Genomic DNA, 20690 nt, shown 5'->3' on the forward strand with positions numbered 1-20690 from the left:
AGATTAAAATGAAATATATTATAAGATTTAAGAGTGCCCTATTGTTTCTAGGGCTGATAGTTGGGCTGCAGTCAAGTGCAATCGCCCAAAATACAATTTCGGGTACAATTACCGATGCTGATGGACAGCCACTTGCTGGCGCCACGGTTGTTGAGCAATCCACAACCAATGGTGTGGTGGCCGACTTTGATGGAAACTACAGCATCGTAGTAGCCGATTCCAATGCAGTTTTAACCTTTAGCTTTGTGGGATTTGTCACCCAAGACATACCTGTAGGGGCAAGAACCACAATCAATGTTAGTCTTCAAGCGGATCAAAATGTTTTGGATGAAGTAGTGGTGATCGGTTATGGTAAGCAAAAGAAAAGCTCATTGACAGGCGCTGTTTCCATTATCGATGTAGGAGAAACAGAAAAAAGTCAATACACCAATATTACCGACCGACTACAGGGTAGAGCTGCGGGGGTGACCGTTGTGGCCAATGGTGAACCGGGATCCATTGGAGATATTAGGATTAGGGGTTCGGCCTTCTTTGATGACAACAACCCGCTGTATGTGGTGGATGGAGTTATTCTTTCCGGAGCGCCTACCATCAATCCCAATGATGTGGAAAACATCCAAATTCTAAAAGATGCTTCTTCCGCTGCCATTTACGGTTCACGTGCGGGTAATGGGGTGATCGTGATTACTACTAAAAAAGGGCAGAAAGGAAAGCTTCGTGTTAGTGCCAATGTAACCACCGGCTTTCAGCAAATCGCGGAAAAACTGGATGTGACCAATGCCGAAGGTTGGGCCAGAATTGTAAGGGCAGCCTTTGATTCGCCCAATGCTAGCGGACTTCAGCCTGCCCACGCCTTTAATCTACCTGGGATTGATACAGATTGGCAAAGCGAAGTGTTTAGAACAGCCACCCTTCAGGATTTTAATGCCAACGTATCTGGTGGAGGTGATCGTTTTACTGTGTTGTTCGGGGTTAACCACACCTATCAGGATGGAACCGTTCCGGGACCAAAGTTTGATAGATCGGGGATTCGATTGAATTCTTCCTTTGAAGTTATCAAGAATCGACTAACAGTGGGGCAGAATGTAGCCTTTAATAGAGTTCGCTTAAGCGGCGGAGCGGAAGAGGACAATGCAGCTGCAGCGGGTCTTGCCGTTCCTACTGCCATAGATGCTCTTCCTGTTATTCCCGTATTTGACCCTACCAAAATTAGTGGCTATGGTCATGGAGATACCAATAATTTGAGCTTTATGGTCAACCCTATTGGGTTTGCGGCCCTGTACAAAAACACCACGGAGACACATAATATTTTAGGAAATGTCTATGCAGACTTGACGATTTTTGATGGTTTGAATTACCACTTTAGTTTGGGAATAGAACGGGGAACAAGCTATAACAAGCTCTTTAACCCGCGTAATCAGATTCGTCGAACCACCTTAGTAGGTTCAGCTTTATCTGTCGCTGATTCAGAGGACCAGACTACCTATATTGAACATAGGCTTACCTATGAGAAAACTTTTGGCAAGCATACCTTTTCACTTATGGGGGCATTCAATGATTTGGAGGAAACCTCTTTTGGCACTTCCATCTCATTTGATAATTCCCTCAATGCATTCGAAGCAGGTTTGTTTGAAGTCTCGGCAGCGACACCTCAAGGAACTGGAATCCCAACCGTGGGAAGCAGCAGGTCAACAGTGGCGACACACTCATTACTATCGAGATTTACCTATGATTATGATGATCGATATTTGTTGAAGGCATCTGTTCGTCGCGATAGTTATTCTGTATTTCTTGGGGAGAACAGGGATGGCGTGTTTCCTTCATTTGATTTAGGATGGAATGTGCACAACGAAGCCTTCTTTAACGTTGACGCCATTTCCCAGCTAAAACTCCGGGCCGCCTATGGAGAGGTTGGGAACAATGATGCAGGGGGCAATCCCTATATCGGAACCACGGGAATTTCCCAAGGTGCTGGAGGACCCAACTATAACCTAGGTCCAACAGGAACGGCAGCATCAGGTGCCACAAGAGATTCCGCATTGGGGAACCCCGATTTGACCTGGGCCAGGGTGAGTGAGTATAACTTTGGTGTGGACTTGGAAATGTTTAATGGAAAGTTGGCCTTTGAAGGAAACTATTACTTTGGTGAGGTCGAAAACTTGTTGGCCGATGTTCCTGTTCCTGCGTCAGCCGGTATTGGGTTTGGCAGTACTATAAGATTAAATGCCGTGACCAATGAACGTAAAGGTTGGGAAACTGCACTAACGTTTAGAAAACTTGAAGGAGATTTCACCTATAGCATCAGTGCCAATGCATTTGCAACGGAGACCTCGGTAAAAAGTGTTCCTGCCGGCTTTACAGGTATTGTTGGAAGTTCTATTACATCGGTAGGTTCTCCAAGAGCAAGGTTATTTGTTTGGGACTACCAAGGATTGTACACCGCAGAGGATATTGCTGCCCTACCAGCTGGATTTACGGTGGGTGAGTTTGAACCCATTGTAGGAGATGCCAAATACAGGGACGTGAACGGAGACAACATTATCGATCAGAATGATAGGGTAGCCGTGGGGAATACTTTGCCGACTGTCAACTTTGGATTAAATCTCACAGCAGCTTATAAAAATTGGGATTTCACGGCATTCTTTTCAGGCTTGTTTGGAAGAGATGTACTGAATGGGCCTATTCAAGGATTGCATGCGGATATCGCGAGCAATTATCCGGCCAATTATGATCCATACATCAATGGGGTTGGAACCTATCCAAGGCCACAGACTGCAGGCGATCACGGGAATTACGCAGCAAGTACCTTATATGTAGAGGATGGCAGTTTTGTAAAACTGAGAAACCTGCAGATTGGTTATACGGTTCCTTGGAAAGATGTAGATAATTTGAGATTGTTTATTTCAGGACAGAACTTGTTCACGTGGACCGATTTCACAAGCATAGAACCAGAGTTTGAAGGTGGTTTCTTTACTGCAGGTGAAGCTGACCTGGGATATCCAGTGGTTCGATCTATAGCGTTAGGTTTAAATGTTTCTTTATAAAAAAATGATGATGAAAAATAAGATAAAATTAGTTTACGCATTTGCTTTGACCTTCTCATTGGTTGGTTGTTCCGAGTTGGACCAAGTAGATCCAAACCAAGTGTCGGAATCCACTTTCTGGCAAACGGAATCGCAACTGGACCAGGGTGTCATCGCAGCGTATGATGTATTGCAGTTTGATACCATGTACGGACAGAACCTTCATATCATCTATTCCGGGCTTTCCGATGAAGGTACCAATGAGCATCCATTCGAATTTAACGCCTTGGTAAGGTTTACCCTTTCGGATACCGATGCCTTTGGAGGTCCTCACTGGGGAAGTAATTATACCATGATCAGTAGAGCCTATCAAGTATTGGAAAACGAGCCAAGATTTAATAAACCCGCCATTGCTGGACAAGCCGAATTTTTGATTGCATTGGCCTACTTTAATTTGGTAGGGTATTTTGGAGAGAATGTAGCGTATGTGGACCGTGTACAAAATCCTGGGGACAGACCCTCCACAGCTGAGGATGGGCAGATTTATGCCTTGATCGAATCCATGTTGCTTTCTGCAATCGATAAGCTCCCCTTAAGCTGGTCAGAAAATGATTATGGACGTGCCACCAAAGGAGCCGCACAGGCGCTATTGGCAAAGACCTATTTTCAGCAGCAACGTTTTGCCGAGGCTGCGCCTTTGTTAAAAGCCGTTATTGATTCGGGGCAATATAGTTTGTTGGCGAATTATGCGGACAATTTTAGGGAAACCGGGACCGTGAACCCAGAAGCCGTGTTTTTGGTTAACTTTATTGAGGACGGTCCTACCAACGAGACAGATTCGAATAGACGTCACCAAATTTTCAGTGTTTCTGAACAAGGAGGTGCCTTTGGGGATATCCAATGTTCCAATATGATTTTCAATGCTTTCAATAGGGAAGAAGATGCCACGGGAAGTAAGGACTCAAGAATGGACCAAACGATAATTTACCCAGGTTCGGAATTGACCTATTATGGTTTGAGTGGGCAAGCATGGGCGGATGAGGCACCCGACCAGAATTTGCTTACAGGGTTCTATAAATATTCGGAACAAGAACACACAGCCAACAATGTGGATCCGAGTTCTGGACTTCCAACCTTTATGACCATTTTGGCCGATGGAGGTACGGACTATATCGTAATACGTTATGCAGATGTTTTGTTGATGTATGCCGAGGCCCTAAATGCTGGTGGAAATACAGCTCAAGCGATTACTTATGTGGATCAGGTAAGGGCCAGATCGGAAAGACCGGCTTTGTTGGATGCCTACCCTGGAGCGGCTGACAGCCAGAGTGCCTTTAGGGATCAACTGGAGCAAGAACGTATTCTGGAATTGTCAGGCGAGAATTGGAGGTTCTTTGATTTGAAAAGATACGGCAAGTATAACAATGCGCAACAGGTAGAGGACGCCAATTTTGCCACTTTTACAGATGGTCAGGATGAGGTTGCGGGGATTCCGCAGAGTGAACTGGATACCAATGCCAATCTAAGACCTAACCAGGCCAATTAAAAAATAGTTCCTTGGATTTTGTTTTCCCTTTTATGGATTGTTTGGGGAAAACCATGTTGAAGCAACGTTGCACCATGCCATTTAAAATTAAGTGGCGTGGTGCTTTTCTTCATACCAGGAACAAATGAATCAGCCTTTTAAAGTCAATAGTTAACCAAATAGATACAGTACAAAATGAACGAAATGAGATTTATGGCCATTATAGTGGGAGCGGCTCTTGTGTCTTGCAATTCAGAAAAGCAATTGGACATTGCTTCCGTTTTTGACCAAAGCCCGGAACATGGCTTTGTAAGCCATAAACCAGCTTCCAAATGGGAGGAATCCGCCATTAGCGGAAATGGGACCCTAGGGATTCTTATCCCTGGCAATCCTCATAAAGATAGAATGGTCATTAGCCATGAGAAATTGTTTATGCCGGAATATCCTCCTTATGATGCACCAAATTTGGGGGGTCGGTTGAATGAAATCCGAGAACTTGTTTTAGAAGGCAAGGAGCAGGAAGCTTCCATGATTGCTGTGGAAGAGGGGGTAAAAATTGGAATAGAAGACGAATTTATTTGGACCAATCCCCATATCCCGGCCTGCCAACTGGAATTGGAGAATCTAAATCCAACTAAGGATGACCTATATGCCAGAAAGGTGAACTACGAAACAGGAGAAATAACCATCAACTACGGGTTAGAAAACGAAGTAATTTCTCGAAGAGCTTTTGTTTCCCGTCCGGACAGTGTTGCCGTTTTGCACATCCAAAGTCTTACTGCAGGCAAACTCAATTACAAGTTCAACCTGAACCAACTGCCCTTACCCGAAGCAGAAGAAGAGGAAGATGCTTTTGATCCTTCGGAATTTGTTTCCAAACTGGACATTAAGGCCCAAAGTGATTATTTATCTTATGAAACAACCTTTGAAAGGGAATGGGAGGGGTCTTTAAAGTCATATACCGTGGTATCCAAAATTATCCCTCGGAATGGTTCGCTAGAGGTGGATGGTAACAGCATCCAGGTACTTGATGCTGATGAAATTCTGGTGTTGTCCATGGTCAAATTGAACTATGTTAAGCCGTCGGATTCGCAAACTGATGTTTTGAGGAAAAAACTGGACGCTTTAGGCGCCTCTTATGAGGCCCTTTTAGAGCCGCATGCCAAAGTCCATGGAGCAATGTTCAATCGCTTTAGTTTTCAGTTGGGTGAGACTGACAGAAGGAATATCACTTCCGAAGCGCTTTTGGGCTCATCCACATTTGAATTCACTAATTCAGAATTGGTAGTGCAAACCGTGGAAGCTTCCAGATATAATGTGATTTGCAGTACTGGGGAAACCCCTCCGGCCTTACAGGGTATCTGGGGTGGTACTTGGCGACCAGCTTGGTCGGGGGATTTTACCCTGAACGGGAACGTCCCATCTGTGATCGCATCCGGACTAAATACCAACTTACAGGAACTCACGGATTCGTATTTGCAAATGATGGATGATATGTTGGCGGATTTTGAGAAAAATGCGAAAGGCCTTTACGGATTGGACGGCATCTATGTGCCTTCCAGGGCAAGTGAATTTGGTAGTGTATACCATTATTCAGAATATTTTCCCCATATCTATTGGTATGCTGGCACGGCTTGGGCGGCGCATTTTCATTATGACAAATGGTTGTACACCATGGATGAGAACTACCTAAAGGAGCAGGCATTGCCATTTATGCTCAAAGCTTACAAATTCTTAAGTCAGATTTTGTATCGGTCGGCAGATGGTCAATACATGTTTGTTCCTTCGTATTCGCCCGAAGTTGGGCCATTGGAGAAACACCCAGTCGCCATAAATGCCACCATGGATGTGGCGTCCATGAAGCAACTTTTGAGGAATCTGATCACTTTGGCCAATCAGGGATATATTCCAATACAAAACGTAAATGAATATCAAAGTATATTGGATAATTTACCGGACTATGCCATAGACGACCATGGGGAGTTGAAGGAATGGATTTGGGCATCCTATGATAACAACAATGAGCATAGACATGCCTCGCATTTGTATCCACTCTATGATGGTGTGGATGAAGATTTCAAGAATAATCCAGAGTTATTCGATGCCGCCAAAAAAGCCATAGAGGCCCGAATGGAATATAGACGGGGCAGGGAAGGAGGAGAAATGGCCTTTGGTCTGGTGCAGTTGGGAATGGCCGCGTCCCATCTCAAAGATTCCGAACTGGCCTACGAATGTATCCGTTGGCTGGTAAACTCCTATTGGACTCCGTCTTTTGTGAGCTATCACGATCCACAAGAGATTTTCAATCTCGATATTAGCGGAGGTATGCCCGCCGTGGTCTCCTATATGTTGCTTCAATCCACTACCGAGGAGATTATATTGCTTCCTGCGTTACCCAAGGAATGGCCCAACGGTAAGGTAAAGGGATTACCTGCCCGAGGAGGATTTGTTGTGGATATGGAATGGCAAAATGGAAAACCTACCCATTTGAACATTAGCTCAAAAACGGGAAATGCAACGCAAATCATGTATGGAGACCAAACTTGGGATGTGCAAATCGAAAAGGGGGAATCCAGGGCATTGACATTGGATTAATATTGATAAAACAAAATTCACTTGAGGCCTTTGTAAAATGAAATACAGCAAAAAATGCATTAGCACCTTATTTTTTACCCTTGCCCTTATTTCTACGCAATTGGGCGCACAGAATTTTAAAAACACCCAAGAGAAAGTTCAATTGGAAGATGGGGATACTTTTGTTTTTATCGGAAATAGTATAACCCACCAATGCGCTTATACCCAGTATGTAGAAGATTTTTTCTATACCAGGTATCCTGATAAAAAGCTCAATATTGTGAATGCGGGGGTTTCAGGGGACTTCGCTGGCGATGTGCTTAAGCGTTTGGAAGAAGATGTGTTAAAACATCAGCCCAAATATGCAAGTATTCTTATTGGAATGAATGATGGGGAATATGCGCGATGGAACGATACTATTTTCAATACCTACAAAAAAGATATGCTGGAACTCACCCAAAAGTTGGTGAATGCCCAGGTTAAACCATTGCTGCTTACCCCGACTATTTTTGATACCCATCAAGCTTTGCTTGGGGAAAATTGGGTGGATAAGGAACAAATACCCGACCTACATTATGATGCTGTACTTGCGTATTTTGGCGCTTGGTGTTTGGAGCAGGCCAACTTACAGGGTTATGGGTACGCAGATTTACATGGCTATCTTACCCATTACACCAGAGAAGCAAGAAAAAAGGATGCGGATTTTACATTTATCCCTGATGCGGTGCACCCAGAGTTTGATGGCCAATTGGTAATGGCCGTTGCCTTACTGGAAGGCATGGGGGTGAATGCCAAGGTAACGGAGATAGAAGTGGACAAAAGGGATGGAAATTGGAATTATGCCTCCAAAAATGGGACTTTGAGCAATGAAAAATCTGAAGCCATTGAGTTTGATTTTAAAGCAAACGCCTTACCATGGGTGGTGCCAGTAGATGCCCAGTATGCATTTGATTTGACGGATGCAGGATCCAGATTGGGTGCAGAGATCATCCGTGTGGTCGGATTGGAATACGGGAATTACCATGTCATCATCGACAATATAACTGTTGGGGCCTATTCCCATATGGACCTTGCCAAGGGAGTGGAATTGCAAAACAATCCAAGAACTCCTCAATACCGGCAGGCATTGGCGGTGGCTGAGCTCAATAAGAAACGAAATGAGGAGGTAATCGAGAAAGTCAGGGACGAATGGTTATTGAGAAAGGGACTGGCTAATCCTGAGGTGATGGAAGAAGAGGAGGAAGAGGAAGACCTTTCCGGGGATCCCGAGTATCAGCGATATTTGCGGCTTAGGGAGATGGGGTACGAACGGTATGTCCAAGATGAATTTGCTAAGGTTATCCAGGAATTGGAATCTACATCAAAAAAAATGATTGACGAAATTTACCAGATCAATCAACCTAAAACACTTCATTACTCCGTTGTACGGGCGGAAAAGTAGCGGGTAGGGGTAGCCATTTCTTCATTAATCCTTCATTCCCAATGTTTCCAAAGTGGAAATATGGGGAGGGAAGACTTACCTCACTTTTTTTGAACAATTAACAAAATCAAGGTTGGGTGAAAGGCTATTTGAACTGTTTAAAAACTAGTTCGGTGGCTTTCTTGGGAATATATATTCCCAATCGTTGTTCATGGAAAAGGGCATCGCAATTTGCGATGCCCTTTTTACCACTAACTCAATCAGAATTGACTAACTAAACTTAAAGTCTCTGTAGAATTTAAGACTCTAGAATTGCACTGTTATAATTGACTTTTTATAACATAGTAAATGTATGAAAAAAAGTTTTATTATTTATAATAACAATGTTAAAGTTTAATAATAAAGAGTTTAAGAGTAAAATTATTAATATTAGGTTCGTTGAATAATAATTTATTGTATACTTTTAAAATATAAGAAAGTAAATAAATATTCAATGGCCCAAACAATGACGGCTATTTGATTATGGAAATTAAGGATGAAGTATTGGTTAAAAAGTATATGGAAGGAAATGAAGCGGTTCTTGGTCAATTGATCAATAAACACAATCGTCGCATTTCGGGGTATATTTTTTCCAAAGTAAAGGATAGGGAGATTACTGAGGATATTTTTCAGGACACTTTTGTCAAGGTTATTAAAACGCTAAAAAGAGGAGATTACAGGGAGCAAGGCAAATTTTTACCATGGGTAATGCAGATCGCCCATAATCTTATTGTGGATTATTTCAGGAAAAGAAGGCGACTGGCCATATTTGAGAGCAAGGATGACTTTGACATCTTTTCAGTAATTGAAGACGACGAACCAAACGCGGAAAGTAATCTAATAAAGCAGCAATTGGACAAAAACCTGATTACACTGGTGGAACAGCTCCATCATGATCAGAAGGAAGTTCTAATGATGCGAATTTTTCGGGGAATGAGCTATACCGAAATTTCGGAAAATACTGGTGTTGGAATCAACACAGCCCTGGGAAGAATGCGATATGCGCTTATCAATCTTCGCAAGTTGGTCGAATCCCAAAATGTAAATATTATGGAATAGATGGTTGAAATTGCTTTAGTACCATTATGGAATCAAGCAAATTGTTGCCATCCAAAGTATACAATCTTTTAAACCCAATTAAACTAAGTTTTATGAAAGTAAGTACGCTGTTGTTTGTTGCCATGCTTGTACTGTCCAATTGTTTATCACTTATGGCACAAAATATCCAAAATGAAGGTATTGCCTATTGGGCGTTTGATGATTTGGACACCCCAGGGACCAAGGACATGGTTTTGGGTCATTTGGATCAAATTGACGGCCATTACAAATCCGTTGCTGGGGTGGTGGGTAAGGCCATTAAATGTGACGGATTTACCACATCCATTGTTCGGGATGAGGAGGAGGCGCCTATCATATCAGGACCCTTTACCATAGAGGCATGGGTCGCACCCCAGGCCTATCCGTGGAATTGGTCCGCTATTTATAATCAGGAATATAAAAAGCAAAGAGGTATTTTCTTTGGAATCGATGGTGAAGGCCGTGTTGGACTGCATGCAGCGGTGGCTCGTCAATGGCGGGAATGCATCAGCACAGCAACCATACCTTTTATGGAATGGTCCCATATCGCTGCCACATTTGATCCAGAGGATGGTATGAAAGTGTATATCAATGGGGAGCTCTCTGGTTATTTAAAAGTACAAGGAGATTTGCTATACGATCGGGAATTTCCAATGCAAATTGCAAGAAACCACCAACCTTCGCCACCCTCTTCACTTAACCGGGCAGGCTTTGTAAACGTTCCGGCAAAATTCTCTTTTGATGGTATCATTGATGAGCTGAAAATTTGGAACAAGGTTTTGACGGGAGATCAACTGAACGGGAATTACCAAAAATTCAAACCTTCGGATGCTCCTCAGTTAACATGGAGAAAGCTCCCAAAGATACAGTTGGATGATGCAGCATTTGGAGCTTTCTATACTAAACTAAAGTACGATGAAGATTGGGATCACCTATGGCGGGACGACCAGTACCCGGACATAGTAGTGACTTTTGACAAAAAAAAGCATTCCATGGTGTTTTGGAAAGGGACCAATTACAATATGAACCTGGTTACTGAAAATGGGAAATGGATTGCCGATCAGAGTGCTGAAACCTTTGGTGAATTTGGTTGTATGGAACATATGTCCGACAAGCAGAATCGATACAGCCATGTACGGGTCATTGAAAACAACAAGGCCCGTGTGGTGGTTCACTGGCGCTACGCCCTTGCGGACATCAACTATACCATTGCCAATACAGATCCAGTGACCAACTGGGGAGATTGGGCCGATGAGTATTACTACATTTATCCGGATGGATACGCCATAAGGCACTATCGTATTCACGGTATGGACGATGGCTATAGCATAACAGAACCAGCTTTGCTCTCAAATCCTGGCGAACGACCAGAGGATAATATTGATATGGTAGCCGTAACCTTGGCCAATGTCAACGGAGAAACGAGCAGCCATTCTTTTGAGACCTGGCCTTCTGATCAATTACAGGGAGGAAGATTCAAGAATTCGGTTGATGATGAGGTTCTTTCGGTTATAAATGTTAAGTCGAACACAAAGCCCTTTTTCATTTATGAGGAACCTGGAGGTATTGGTCCCTATGGTGGGGGGCGTAAGGAAATTGACTATCGTCTTTCCAAATTCCACTGGAGAAACCATTGGCCCGTAAGCCAAATTCCCAGTGATGGTAGATTTGTGCTTGCAAATGACCGTGTGACCAGTTCTGCAATTACATCGCCCCTGGCTGGTATGCGACGAGAAAATGAGGGAGGGGCCTTGGAAGGGCGTTTTGTCTTAGGCCTCAATGATGGCTCGATGGAAGATTTGGTTCAGTTCGCAAAATTCTGGTTGAATACTCCAGAAATTGCTCTATCGGATGATTCCTTTAATTATGATGGCTTTAGCCGAAATGATCGAGCATATCATATGACCCGTAATTCCCGAACGGCTGAGATGGTCCAAATGGAAATTGCTGCTGATGCACAAGCTCCGCTTGTAAATCCGGTTTTTATAGTTCATAATTGGGGAGATACCGCACCTAGTATAAGCTTGGATGAAGAAGTGCTCCCGTCTGAAAAGTTCAGGTATGCCATACGAAATACGCTGGATTCCAGAGACCTTATCCTATGGTTTGATTTGGCTCTTGACAAGAAGACAAAGTTGGTGCTGTCTAAATAAAAAAGAGATACCCTTTGATCAGCCTAATCCAATGGGCGGTTTCTGATTTTGATTGCGAATGCTCGCGAAGGATTGACAGACATCAATACATTAAACTCTTCATCCGTGAAGCCCCGCGATTTAAGTGCCGGGTAGAGCTTTTCAAATATGGCGGTATAGGGTTGAATGGATTGTTCTTCTTTTTGTGGATCGTACCAGCCAGCGTCATGGGAAATTAAAATTTTATCCAGAATACCATTTGATTTTGCGAATAGAATTTTATCAACATGATTTTCCAGTTCCCAGCCTAAGCCATCCAGACTTATCCAGCATCCCATTTTTGCTGCTTTGAGATAGCTGTTGTTATTGTTTTCCTCTTGGGCATGTACCCAAATAAAGGCTTCTGGAGAGACGCCCTTTTCCTTTAGAATCTTTAATTGTGGCCATAATCCTTTTGCTTTTCCCGTATGGGAAGCTATGGTTAATCCTGTTTTTAAATGGGTAAGCGCTGCGGCCTCAACTAATTTTTGATGCGATGGGCTCAGGCTTTGGGAGTTATCAATGCTAATTTTTATGAAGCCAGGTTTTATCGAAGTCGCATCTATGCCATGCCTATACTCCTTGGTCCACATTTTGGCAAGGCCTTCAGCCGAACTTTCTTTGACGTAATCTGGGAGAAATTTATCTTTTTGTGCGCCATATAGGCCTGTATTGGTAAGGATTTTTAGACCGGTTTTAGTTGCAATTTTTTCTAGAAGAACTACATCTCTTCCCAAGTAATTGGGTGTGGCATCTACAAAATATGTTACATGGTGATCTTTAAGTACTTTAAGATATGGTAGTACGGCCGCCATTATTGAATCATGGTCCCAATTGGCTGGTTGAATTTTTTTAGCCCCTATAAAATCAACCAAGATATGTTCGTGGGATAACCATATTTGATTTGGTGCCAACTGATGGGCTTCGTTCACATCCTGAATGGTCACCTGGCTTTTGGAGGTAGTACATCCAAAAATTATGGTCAAGAAAAACAGTATGTACAATTTTTGCTTTTCTGTCATCGGGTTATGGCATTTTCAAATGCTGTTTTGGTTCTACAGGGCTGTTATGCTTACGTTAACTTCGGTACTAGTTGTATGTTTCAACCAAATCACCAACCTTTTTTTACCATTGGCATCTCTTTCAATCCCTGTTCTGATATCTTCGGAAGCAGGCTGGCCATTAATTGAAAATTTGGCTTCACCACTCCAATTGGAGATGACAAATGCCGGGTTCACTATGGGTTGTTCTTCCGAGGCATTGATGGTAAAACTAATTTCTTTTGCTGAGGAATCTATCAAAAATGCCTTTTGTTCCTTGGAATACGCTACGAATGTAGCTCCTTGCACTTGCTTAACTGAAGGAGGAAGCTTCCAGGATCGTGCCAACGGAATGAGGGACTCAACACTTTGGTTGGTCATCCCATGCAATACCATGGCCCCAACCGAAGGAATAAAATCATTGGCTCCAAGTGCAAAATGCCCGATACGGTCATTGCCGATGGCGTACCTGCCATCAGAGGGCAACAAATTAACTGGCCAATGGTTCCAAGGACCGGCAAATGGGTCATCTGTATAGTTGGAATTCTCCGCAAGTCCCCATGGGGTAATATACCCACCTTGGAAAACCTCAAACGTTTTGTATTCGGATTTGGTCTTGACAAGCTCTATGGATGCATCATGAATTTGGACAAATGGGGTTTTGTTGGGCAATTCCCACTGTAGTTTTTGTACATCGCCATTAAGATTGGCCACATCCATGGCATTTAAACCTACCAAATCAAGTGCTTTGACTCCTGGTGAAAGAAGGATCTGAACATCTTGAAATCCAGGTCCTGCTGCGCCTATGTTTTCTTCTGTCCAGGTGTCGTTTTCTGGGTGGTAATAGGTGTCCCGATATTCCGCCATGGTTTCTCCCCAAGCCATAGTGGCAAGTGAAAACTCAGAAAGTTCTTCTTCCTCTTCTCCCTCTTCCTCATCTTCGTCCACGGCAAAGGTATCTTCATCGTCCGTTTCAGGTAATCCCCTACCATTAAAGTTTACCTTTCGAACGGCAGTACCATCAGGGTAGATGTAATAATACTCATCAGACCAGTTGGTCTCATCATTGTTGTTGATATAGCCCACGTCAACGCAGGGATATTTCCAATGGATAATGGCTCGTGCTGGATTGTTCTCAATAATTCGCGCATAACTTTGTCGATTCTGTTTGTCGGCCATATGTTCCGAACACCCATGAGGTCCCCAGGTCTCCGTGCTTTGATCCGCCATCCAGATATTGTTGTCGCTGATCCAGTTGGAGGCGTAGTTGGTTCCGCGCCAAAACTTAACCGACCCTTTAACATCGTCAAACTCCACTGCGATATCCGGATTTTCAACGTTTCTCCAGAGGTTGTCCCAAAGCGCATTGTTAAGGGTCAAATCGGTATAGTATGCACCAAATTTTCCTGTTTCACTCTGTCCCGGCAAAACACTCAAAGCTAAGCTGGAGGTAAAATCTTCCGGTTTGGTTTGGTCGAATAGTTTAGTAAAGGTATCGGCGTCCAATGCGGAATCAAAAATTGCCAACTCGTCAATTAACCCCTGAAATCCAATGAAGTAATCAATGTTTTCAGCATTGGTTCTGACAAAGTCCGAACCTCTGTCCAATTCATTGTTCATTCCTATTTGAATGGGAGGATCAATAAAATCAATGGGATTTTTCAAGGTTTTCGAGACTTCAACTTTTCCATTTATGGACAATTCAACACTAGCGTTGTTAACAGAAACACCTATAAATGACCATTTTCCAAAATCCACTTTGGATTTGGATTTGGTTTCTTCCCCATTGACGGTAAAAATAATGTGTCCATAAGGGTCCAGACCAAGGTAGAATCCTTCTTTTCCAAAACCTTTGGATTGATGGATGATGGGTGCCTTGTTGTAGGGATAGGCATCTGGAGCTATCCAACTACTAATGGAAAAGGTGTTATCCAACTTTGGGGCCTTGTCTTTTTCTAGGGAAACTGAGGTGTAATAGCCGTCAAAGGCCAATGCGGTCCCGGAAATCCCTTTTTCGTAGTGAGTGGAAAGGCCTTTAATTGGACAGTTGGTTTGGGTAACTGCTTCCACAACAAAATCTTCATGTGGTTGCATCCCATCGTCAAAGGTCCAGCTCAAAAGGGGAGTGGGAGCGGTGATTCCCAACACGGCATTTCCATCAAAAGGTGTTCTGGGGTAAATGGGAGCTGATTTTCCATGTTGCAATTCACCATGGGTAATGCCGCTTTGCTCCAAATGAATTTTTTGGATGGACCCAAAATCTGGATGGATCCAATCCTCATATCGGGTGCCTTCGGCATTTTTAACATGTCGGGTTATGCTGTAATCTTTTCCGATAATGAAAATTTCATGGATAACATTGGTAAGGCCGCCAGTATACAATGGGTCTTCATCTATACTGGCAAAAAGCCCAGAAAGTTTGGGACGATGTGTATAGTGCACCACAATCTTGTCATCACTTTGTTCCATTAACCGGACATAGGAGTATCTGGAATTTTGATCCACCTCACGATCGGGAAATAAGTCTTGTATGGGATAACTGTAATCTCCTACTGTCCAAACCGGGGCATACGCATTTTCCAATCTAAACTCCAATTGACCTGCATCGAGCTTTACAATAAGGTCTTCATAGCGTTGATGGGCTTTGTCTGAATTTCTCAGGCTGGTGTGATAAGCAAATAATTCATTGCTCGGTTCAGGTTTGCCGTCATCTTTGCAGGATATCAGGCTCGCCATGGCAAAAAGAACCACCCAAATAGTGTTTCTGGACATAGGTCTATTATTTTGGTTATTGACAACAAATATACAACTTAGTTAAATACAGTAAGAAAGTATTGAAAAATATTAACTTTTAATTACAATACAAGGATGTTTCAGGTGTGATTTTTCCATAATCTGTAATGGAAATCCGGGCAAATCTTATATTGGCCAGGGCTTATATACCTAAAATAAAAAAGCGGACAAACCTTATGGTCTGCCCGCTGGACTAATTCATGCTAGTTCTTATTAAAACTTGCCTCATTCAATCCTTGGTTCAAGGACTGAATATCCGATTATCTCCATGGCTCACTTTGTTCCAAGTTGGAGTTATTGGTCACCTCATCCACAGGTATGGGAAAATATTTGTGCTTTGCACCAATATTGGCTTGCTGTGTGGCCGTTCCATTGGAGGCTACAAAAGATTCCAACTCGCCCCAACGAATAAGGTCGAAGTACCTCAAGTTTTCATAAGCAAACTCTATAGCTCTTTGGTGTTTGATTTCGTCAAGTAATGTGGCGGTATCGGCATAGTCAGATAAGTTGGCTCTGCGGCGTACCACGTTTACCGATTCCAATGCAGCGGTCAAATCCCCTCCGGACGCGACCAAGGCTTCAGCGTGCATCAGCAAAATATCGGCATATCTTAAAATACGCTCATTGTTATCTGGATCCGAAGAACCCTCCAATTCTGGTGGACAGGCTAAATGTACGTTGAGGTACTTTCTCCACCAGCCACCTTCCGTGTCGCTGGAACCATCAGGAGCACCACCACCGTCACAGCTTAGGCCTTCTCCCAATTCATTATAAGGAACACCAAACAGGGGAAGTCCTTCATTAAAATAAACGGCCTCCAAATATCTAGGATCAAACTCATCGGCCACCGTTCTTTCCAGGGACATCTCGTTCATCAACCATGGAGAGGGTCTAAGAAAAATCTCAAAACCAATTCCTGGAACACTATTAAAAGGTCTGGACTGGGTGGCTGTTTCCTGGTTGGAGAAAAAGTACTGGAATTCATATAAGGATTCGGTGTTGTTTTCATTCTCAGAGGTAAAATTATCCCTGAAATTGGCAACAAGCCCATATGCTCCGGAATCAATGATCTGTTGAAACTCTGCGGCTGCCAAGGCATAGCTGGCAGCTTCATTCAAGTAGCCAGCACGATATAGGTAGGTTTTACCTAAAAATCCGGTTGCACTGCCCCATGTGACTCGGCCTTCAGGTGCACTGTCTGCAGTAGGAAGTCCAGCCTTGGCCAATTGCAAATCGGCAATGGCCTGATCCCAAACTTCTCCAAAGGAAGCAGCAACGGGCGGGTTAAAATCCGCATCCGTTACTGGAGTATTCAATACGATGGGAACCGCTCCGTACAGATGTGCCAACTGAAAGTAGCTCACACCCCTAAAGAAATACGTTTCTGCCAACAAACGTTGCTTGGTTGCTTCATCACTACCAAAGTCGGCCCCTTCAATGTTTTCCAAAATGGTATTGGCCCTAAAAATAGTTGTATAGGCCCCATTCCAAAAACTATCGCTGTCATTATCCTGCGGAGAACTACCAAAATTAAAGTAGTTCACCTGCGTTTGAAAGGCTCCGGCAGTGACCACCGATCCACCTCCCCTGGCATTCTGGGTAAAGATGGACTGGTCTCCATCACCCCTCAAAGCGCCAGCGATACTATTGTACAATGTGTTTACGGCCTGCTCTACCTGGGTGGCATCTTCAAAGAAAACGTCCGCAGTGATTTCATTGGGGTTTTTTACCTCCAAGAAATCCTTCTCACATGATATCGTTAAAAGAGCAAGCAAAACCAAAATCGCTATCCTGTTACTATTGCTTTTCATTATTTTATGCTTTTATATTTATTTCTTTTAAAAAGTAATGCTCACTCCGGCTTGGATAGATGCAGCTTGCGGTGCTGTATCTCGGTCTAAACCGGCGGTAAAAGGTGTAAATCCTGCCAAAATGGGAGATGACCCTACTTCTGGATCTAAGCCTCCAAAACCAGTGATGGTCCAAAGATTCTGACCCCGAACAAAGACTCTGGCATTGCCCATATAAAGTTTATTGGCCAGTGCCTTGGGCAAAGTGTAGCCTATTTCAAAGTTTCTTAGTTTCACATAATCCCCATTTTCAATAAATCGGTCCGATTGTGGTCTGGAGTTCCAATTTTCATCGATGTCATTGGGATTGAGTCTTGGAATGTTGGAATTTGGATTGTCCACTGGGTCAAATGCATTTAACAAGTGACGGCCATAGTTACCAAACTCATCGGTTTTGGATACCAAGTATAGGTGCGAGTTGTAGATCTGATGTCCAAAAGCACCCGTCAAGATCAAGTTGAAATCGAAGTTTTTGTACTTAGCAGAGAAGTTGAATCCTGCATTGACGTTGGGTACACCGCTACCAGCCAATTGCCTATCACCTTCGGAGGTAATTGCTCCATCGTCGTTTGCATCCACAAAGCGGATATCCCCAGGTTGTGCATCGGGTTGGATGATAGTACCATTTGAGCTTCTGTGGGCGCTTACTTCCTCAGCGGTTCTGAAAATACCATCGGTTTTTATCACCCAAAACTCAGAAAGGCCTCCACCTTGGTGGACCTCCATCACATGAGGTACATCCCATTCAGGACCGGCATCCCCATAAATGATCAAGTCAGTGCCAATGTTGTCAAGCTTTGGATTTTGTGTCCCCACATTAAACCCGACATTATAGGTAAAATCATCTCCTGCACTTCCCTCATAATTCAAGGAAAGTTCAATCCCGTTATTGGTGATTTTTCCATTGTTTTGGTTGATGGTACCACCCCCTGCTGATGGTGCAATGGGTGCGGCAATGATCATATCCGTGGTAATGTTGTTGTAGTATTCAAATGAACCACTCCAGGAATCAAAAAGCTCAAAGTCGACCCCAATATTGGTAGATTCCAGTTTTTCCCAGGTCACATTTGGATTGATGGCAGTTCCGGTAATCAACCCATTGGCAACACCTGCTCCAAATACCACTGGTTCAAATTGCAAGGTTGGAATAAATGCAAATTCGGGTACATTTTGTCTTCCAAGAATACCGTAACCTGCCCTAAGTTTAAGGAAATTGATATCGGACAATCCGGCTTTGTCCCAGAATTCTTCATTGGAAATTTTCCATCCAAGTGATCCCCCTGCAAAATTTCCCCAGCGCACATCGCTTGAGAATCGGGAGGAACCATCCCTCCTAAAATTCGCACTCAGTAGATACCTGTCATCAAAAGAATAAGAGGCCTGGGCCACAATGGACGCCAAGGTGCTTATAAACCTTTGGCCTGATACAGATGGGTTGGCACCCCCAGGAGCTCCTAAGGTGTTAATCCCTGTGGCTACATCGGCGAGGAAATTGTTTTTTCCAAAAAATCTAGCTGTGGAGGAGAATTTTTGTGCTACAAACCCGGCCAAGACATCTATATCGTGCTTCTCCCCGATAGTTCCTGAATATCTTAGGGTGTTGTCCACATTCCAGTTCCAGTCCCGGGAGGTGGAAATGTTAATGGCGTTATTGTCGTTAAAGTACTCGTCTTGGTTAACACCTTTAAATCCGAACAAATAACGGTTCTCGTTGGTGAGCTGCGAATAGGCCCCACTTAATTTATAGGTAAGCCCTTTCACGATATCGATCTCGGTGTACAAGTTCACAGAGACTTCATCTTCTATAATGTCAGTGTCCCAAATGGTTAAGTAATGTAGTGGGTTCCTGATCAATGCTTCTGGATTGTCACCTCCACCAAAATAGAATGATGACGTTTGAATGTCTCCATCGGGATTCGTATCCGGGAAGGCGGGATTCGCTACTCCGGAACCTTCAAATGTTGGCGCAAAATAGGGCTTGAGCTTGATGGCCTGTTGGTAAATAGATCTACTAAAGGCATCGGCTTCGGGATCTTGCTTGGAGCGGTATAAGGCAACATTGGCCCCCAACCTTATGTGGTCATTGATATTGAACAATCCATTGGCCCTAATATTGGCTCTGTTAAAAGCAGTGCCCACAGTAATACCTTCTTGGTCCAGATAACTCGCCGAGACCCTGAAAATGGCAGATTCCGACCCGCCAGAAATAGAAAGGTCATGGAACTGCATAGGTGCCAAGCTGTAAATAATATCTTGCCAGTCATAATCCCCAAAACCGGCTGGATTGGCCAGGTAGTCAATAGCCGCTTGTGGTATTAGGGCATCCGGGTTGTTGTCCAGATTGGTTCCGTACATCCGCTGTAAAATTTGGATGTACTCGCTGGAGTTAACTAAATCCAGGGGTTTTCTTGGAATTTGTGTCCCTAAATAGTTGGAGTAGGTGACTGTGGTTTTTCCTCTTGTTCCCGTTTTGGTCTTGATGAGAATAACCCCGTTGGCTCCTCGGGACCCGTAGATCGCCGCTGCAGAAGCGTCTTTAAGTATCTGAACGGATTCAATATCGTTTTGATTGATATTGTTCATCCCGCTTTCAGTTTGTACACCATCCACAATAATGAGCGGGGCATTGTTCCCTCCAAAAGAGGAAACACCTCTAATGGTAATGTTCACATCGGAACCTGGATTTCCATTATTGGATATAATATGAACCCCTGCCGCTGTACCTTGAAGGGCCTGTGCGGCATTGGTCACCCCTCTTTTTTGCAGACTTTCCACATCTGCTGAAACTATGGACGCGGTAACATCCCTACGTTGTTGGGAACTATATCCGGTAATTATGACTTCATCCAAAGCTCGGATATTTTGACCCAGCACCATATCAATTTGGGTCCTACCGTCAATTGCGACCGTTTGGGTCTCAAAACCTATCATGGAAAATGTTAGACTTTGCGAACCTTCAGGGGCTGCAATAGAGTAATTTCCATCAAAATCGGTGACAGTGCCCACTTGGCTGCCCGTCACAACAACATTTACTCCGAGGAGCGGTACCCCTCCAATATCCGTAACCGTTCCAGTTATTTGTTGCCCAAATAAACTGGTACCACCAAAAATCAGGGCGCACCATAATGCGAATCCCGATTTAGGTAAAAGTTTGATTAAATTCATGAGTTTGTTAATT

Annotated in this window: 10 protein-coding genes; 6 read left to right on the forward strand and 4 right to left on the reverse strand. The window is 43.6% G+C overall.

Annotation, left to right across the window (positions count from 1 at the left end; genetic code table 11):
* Nucleotides 1–8: 8 nt before the first annotated feature.
* The 6 genes from ACOOE0_RS07955 (at nucleotide 9) to ACOOE0_RS07980 (ending at nucleotide 11811) form a co-directional block, all read left to right on the forward strand.
* Nucleotides 9–3044: a SusC/RagA family TonB-linked outer membrane protein gene (locus ACOOE0_RS07955; RefSeq protein ID WP_420401938.1), complete on the forward strand. Its 3036-nt coding sequence runs from the start codon at nucleotides 9–11 to the stop codon at nucleotides 3042–3044.
* Nucleotides 3045–3054: 10 nt separating this feature from the next.
* Entirely contained in the window at nucleotides 3055–4569 is a 1515-nt protein-coding gene (locus ACOOE0_RS07960) for a RagB/SusD family nutrient uptake outer membrane protein (protein WP_420401939.1), read from the forward strand.
* 174 nt (nucleotides 4570–4743) lie between these two features.
* Nucleotides 4744–7143, forward strand: a complete 2400-nt coding sequence (locus tag ACOOE0_RS07965; RefSeq protein WP_420401940.1) for a glycosyl hydrolase family 95 catalytic domain-containing protein — start codon at nucleotides 4744–4746, stop codon at nucleotides 7141–7143.
* 37 nt (nucleotides 7144–7180) lie between these two features.
* Complete coding sequence (locus ACOOE0_RS07970; protein WP_420401941.1) at nucleotides 7181–8563, forward strand: SGNH/GDSL hydrolase family protein; 1383 nt, start codon at nucleotides 7181–7183, stop codon at nucleotides 8561–8563.
* Nucleotides 8564–9064: 501 nt separating this feature from the next.
* Nucleotides 9065–9640, forward strand: a complete 576-nt coding sequence (locus ACOOE0_RS07975) for a sigma-70 family RNA polymerase sigma factor (protein WP_420401942.1) — start codon at nucleotides 9065–9067, stop codon at nucleotides 9638–9640.
* 92 nt (nucleotides 9641–9732) lie between these two features.
* Nucleotides 9733–11811, forward strand: a complete 2079-nt coding sequence (locus ACOOE0_RS07980) for a LamG domain-containing protein (protein WP_420401943.1) — start codon at nucleotides 9733–9735, stop codon at nucleotides 11809–11811.
* A 23-nt stretch (nucleotides 11812–11834) separates the two neighbouring features.
* Here ACOOE0_RS07980 and ACOOE0_RS07985 read toward each other — a convergent pair whose 3' ends face one another.
* The 4 genes from ACOOE0_RS07985 to ACOOE0_RS08000 all read right to left on the reverse strand — a co-directional run bounded on the left by ACOOE0_RS07985 (nucleotide 11835) and on the right by ACOOE0_RS08000 (nucleotide 20677).
* Entirely contained in the window at nucleotides 11835–12851 is a 1017-nt protein-coding gene (locus ACOOE0_RS07985) for a phosphotriesterase family protein (RefSeq protein WP_420401944.1), read from the reverse strand.
* 33 nt (nucleotides 12852–12884) lie between these two features.
* Nucleotides 12885–15641 (reverse strand): LamG domain-containing protein, encoded by a 2757-nt coding sequence (locus tag ACOOE0_RS07990; protein ID WP_420401945.1) that lies wholly within the window; start codon nucleotides 15639–15641, stop codon nucleotides 12885–12887.
* A gap of 281 nt (nucleotides 15642–15922) precedes the next feature.
* Nucleotides 15923–17473 carry a RagB/SusD family nutrient uptake outer membrane protein gene (locus ACOOE0_RS07995; protein ID WP_420401946.1) on the reverse strand — a complete coding sequence of 517 codons (1551 nt, stop codon included), beginning with the start codon at nucleotides 17471–17473 and terminating at the stop codon, nucleotides 15923–15925.
* Nucleotides 17474–17500: 27 nt separating this feature from the next.
* A complete protein-coding gene (locus tag ACOOE0_RS08000) occupies nucleotides 17501–20677 on the reverse strand; it encodes a SusC/RagA family TonB-linked outer membrane protein (protein ID WP_420401947.1) in 3177 nt (1058 codons plus the stop codon).
* Between the last annotated feature and the right edge of the window lie 13 nt (nucleotides 20678–20690).

The organism is Flagellimonas sp., assembly GCF_965215805.1.
In the GTDB taxonomy this organism is placed as follows: Bacteria; Bacteroidota; Bacteroidia; order Flavobacteriales; family Flavobacteriaceae; genus Flagellimonas.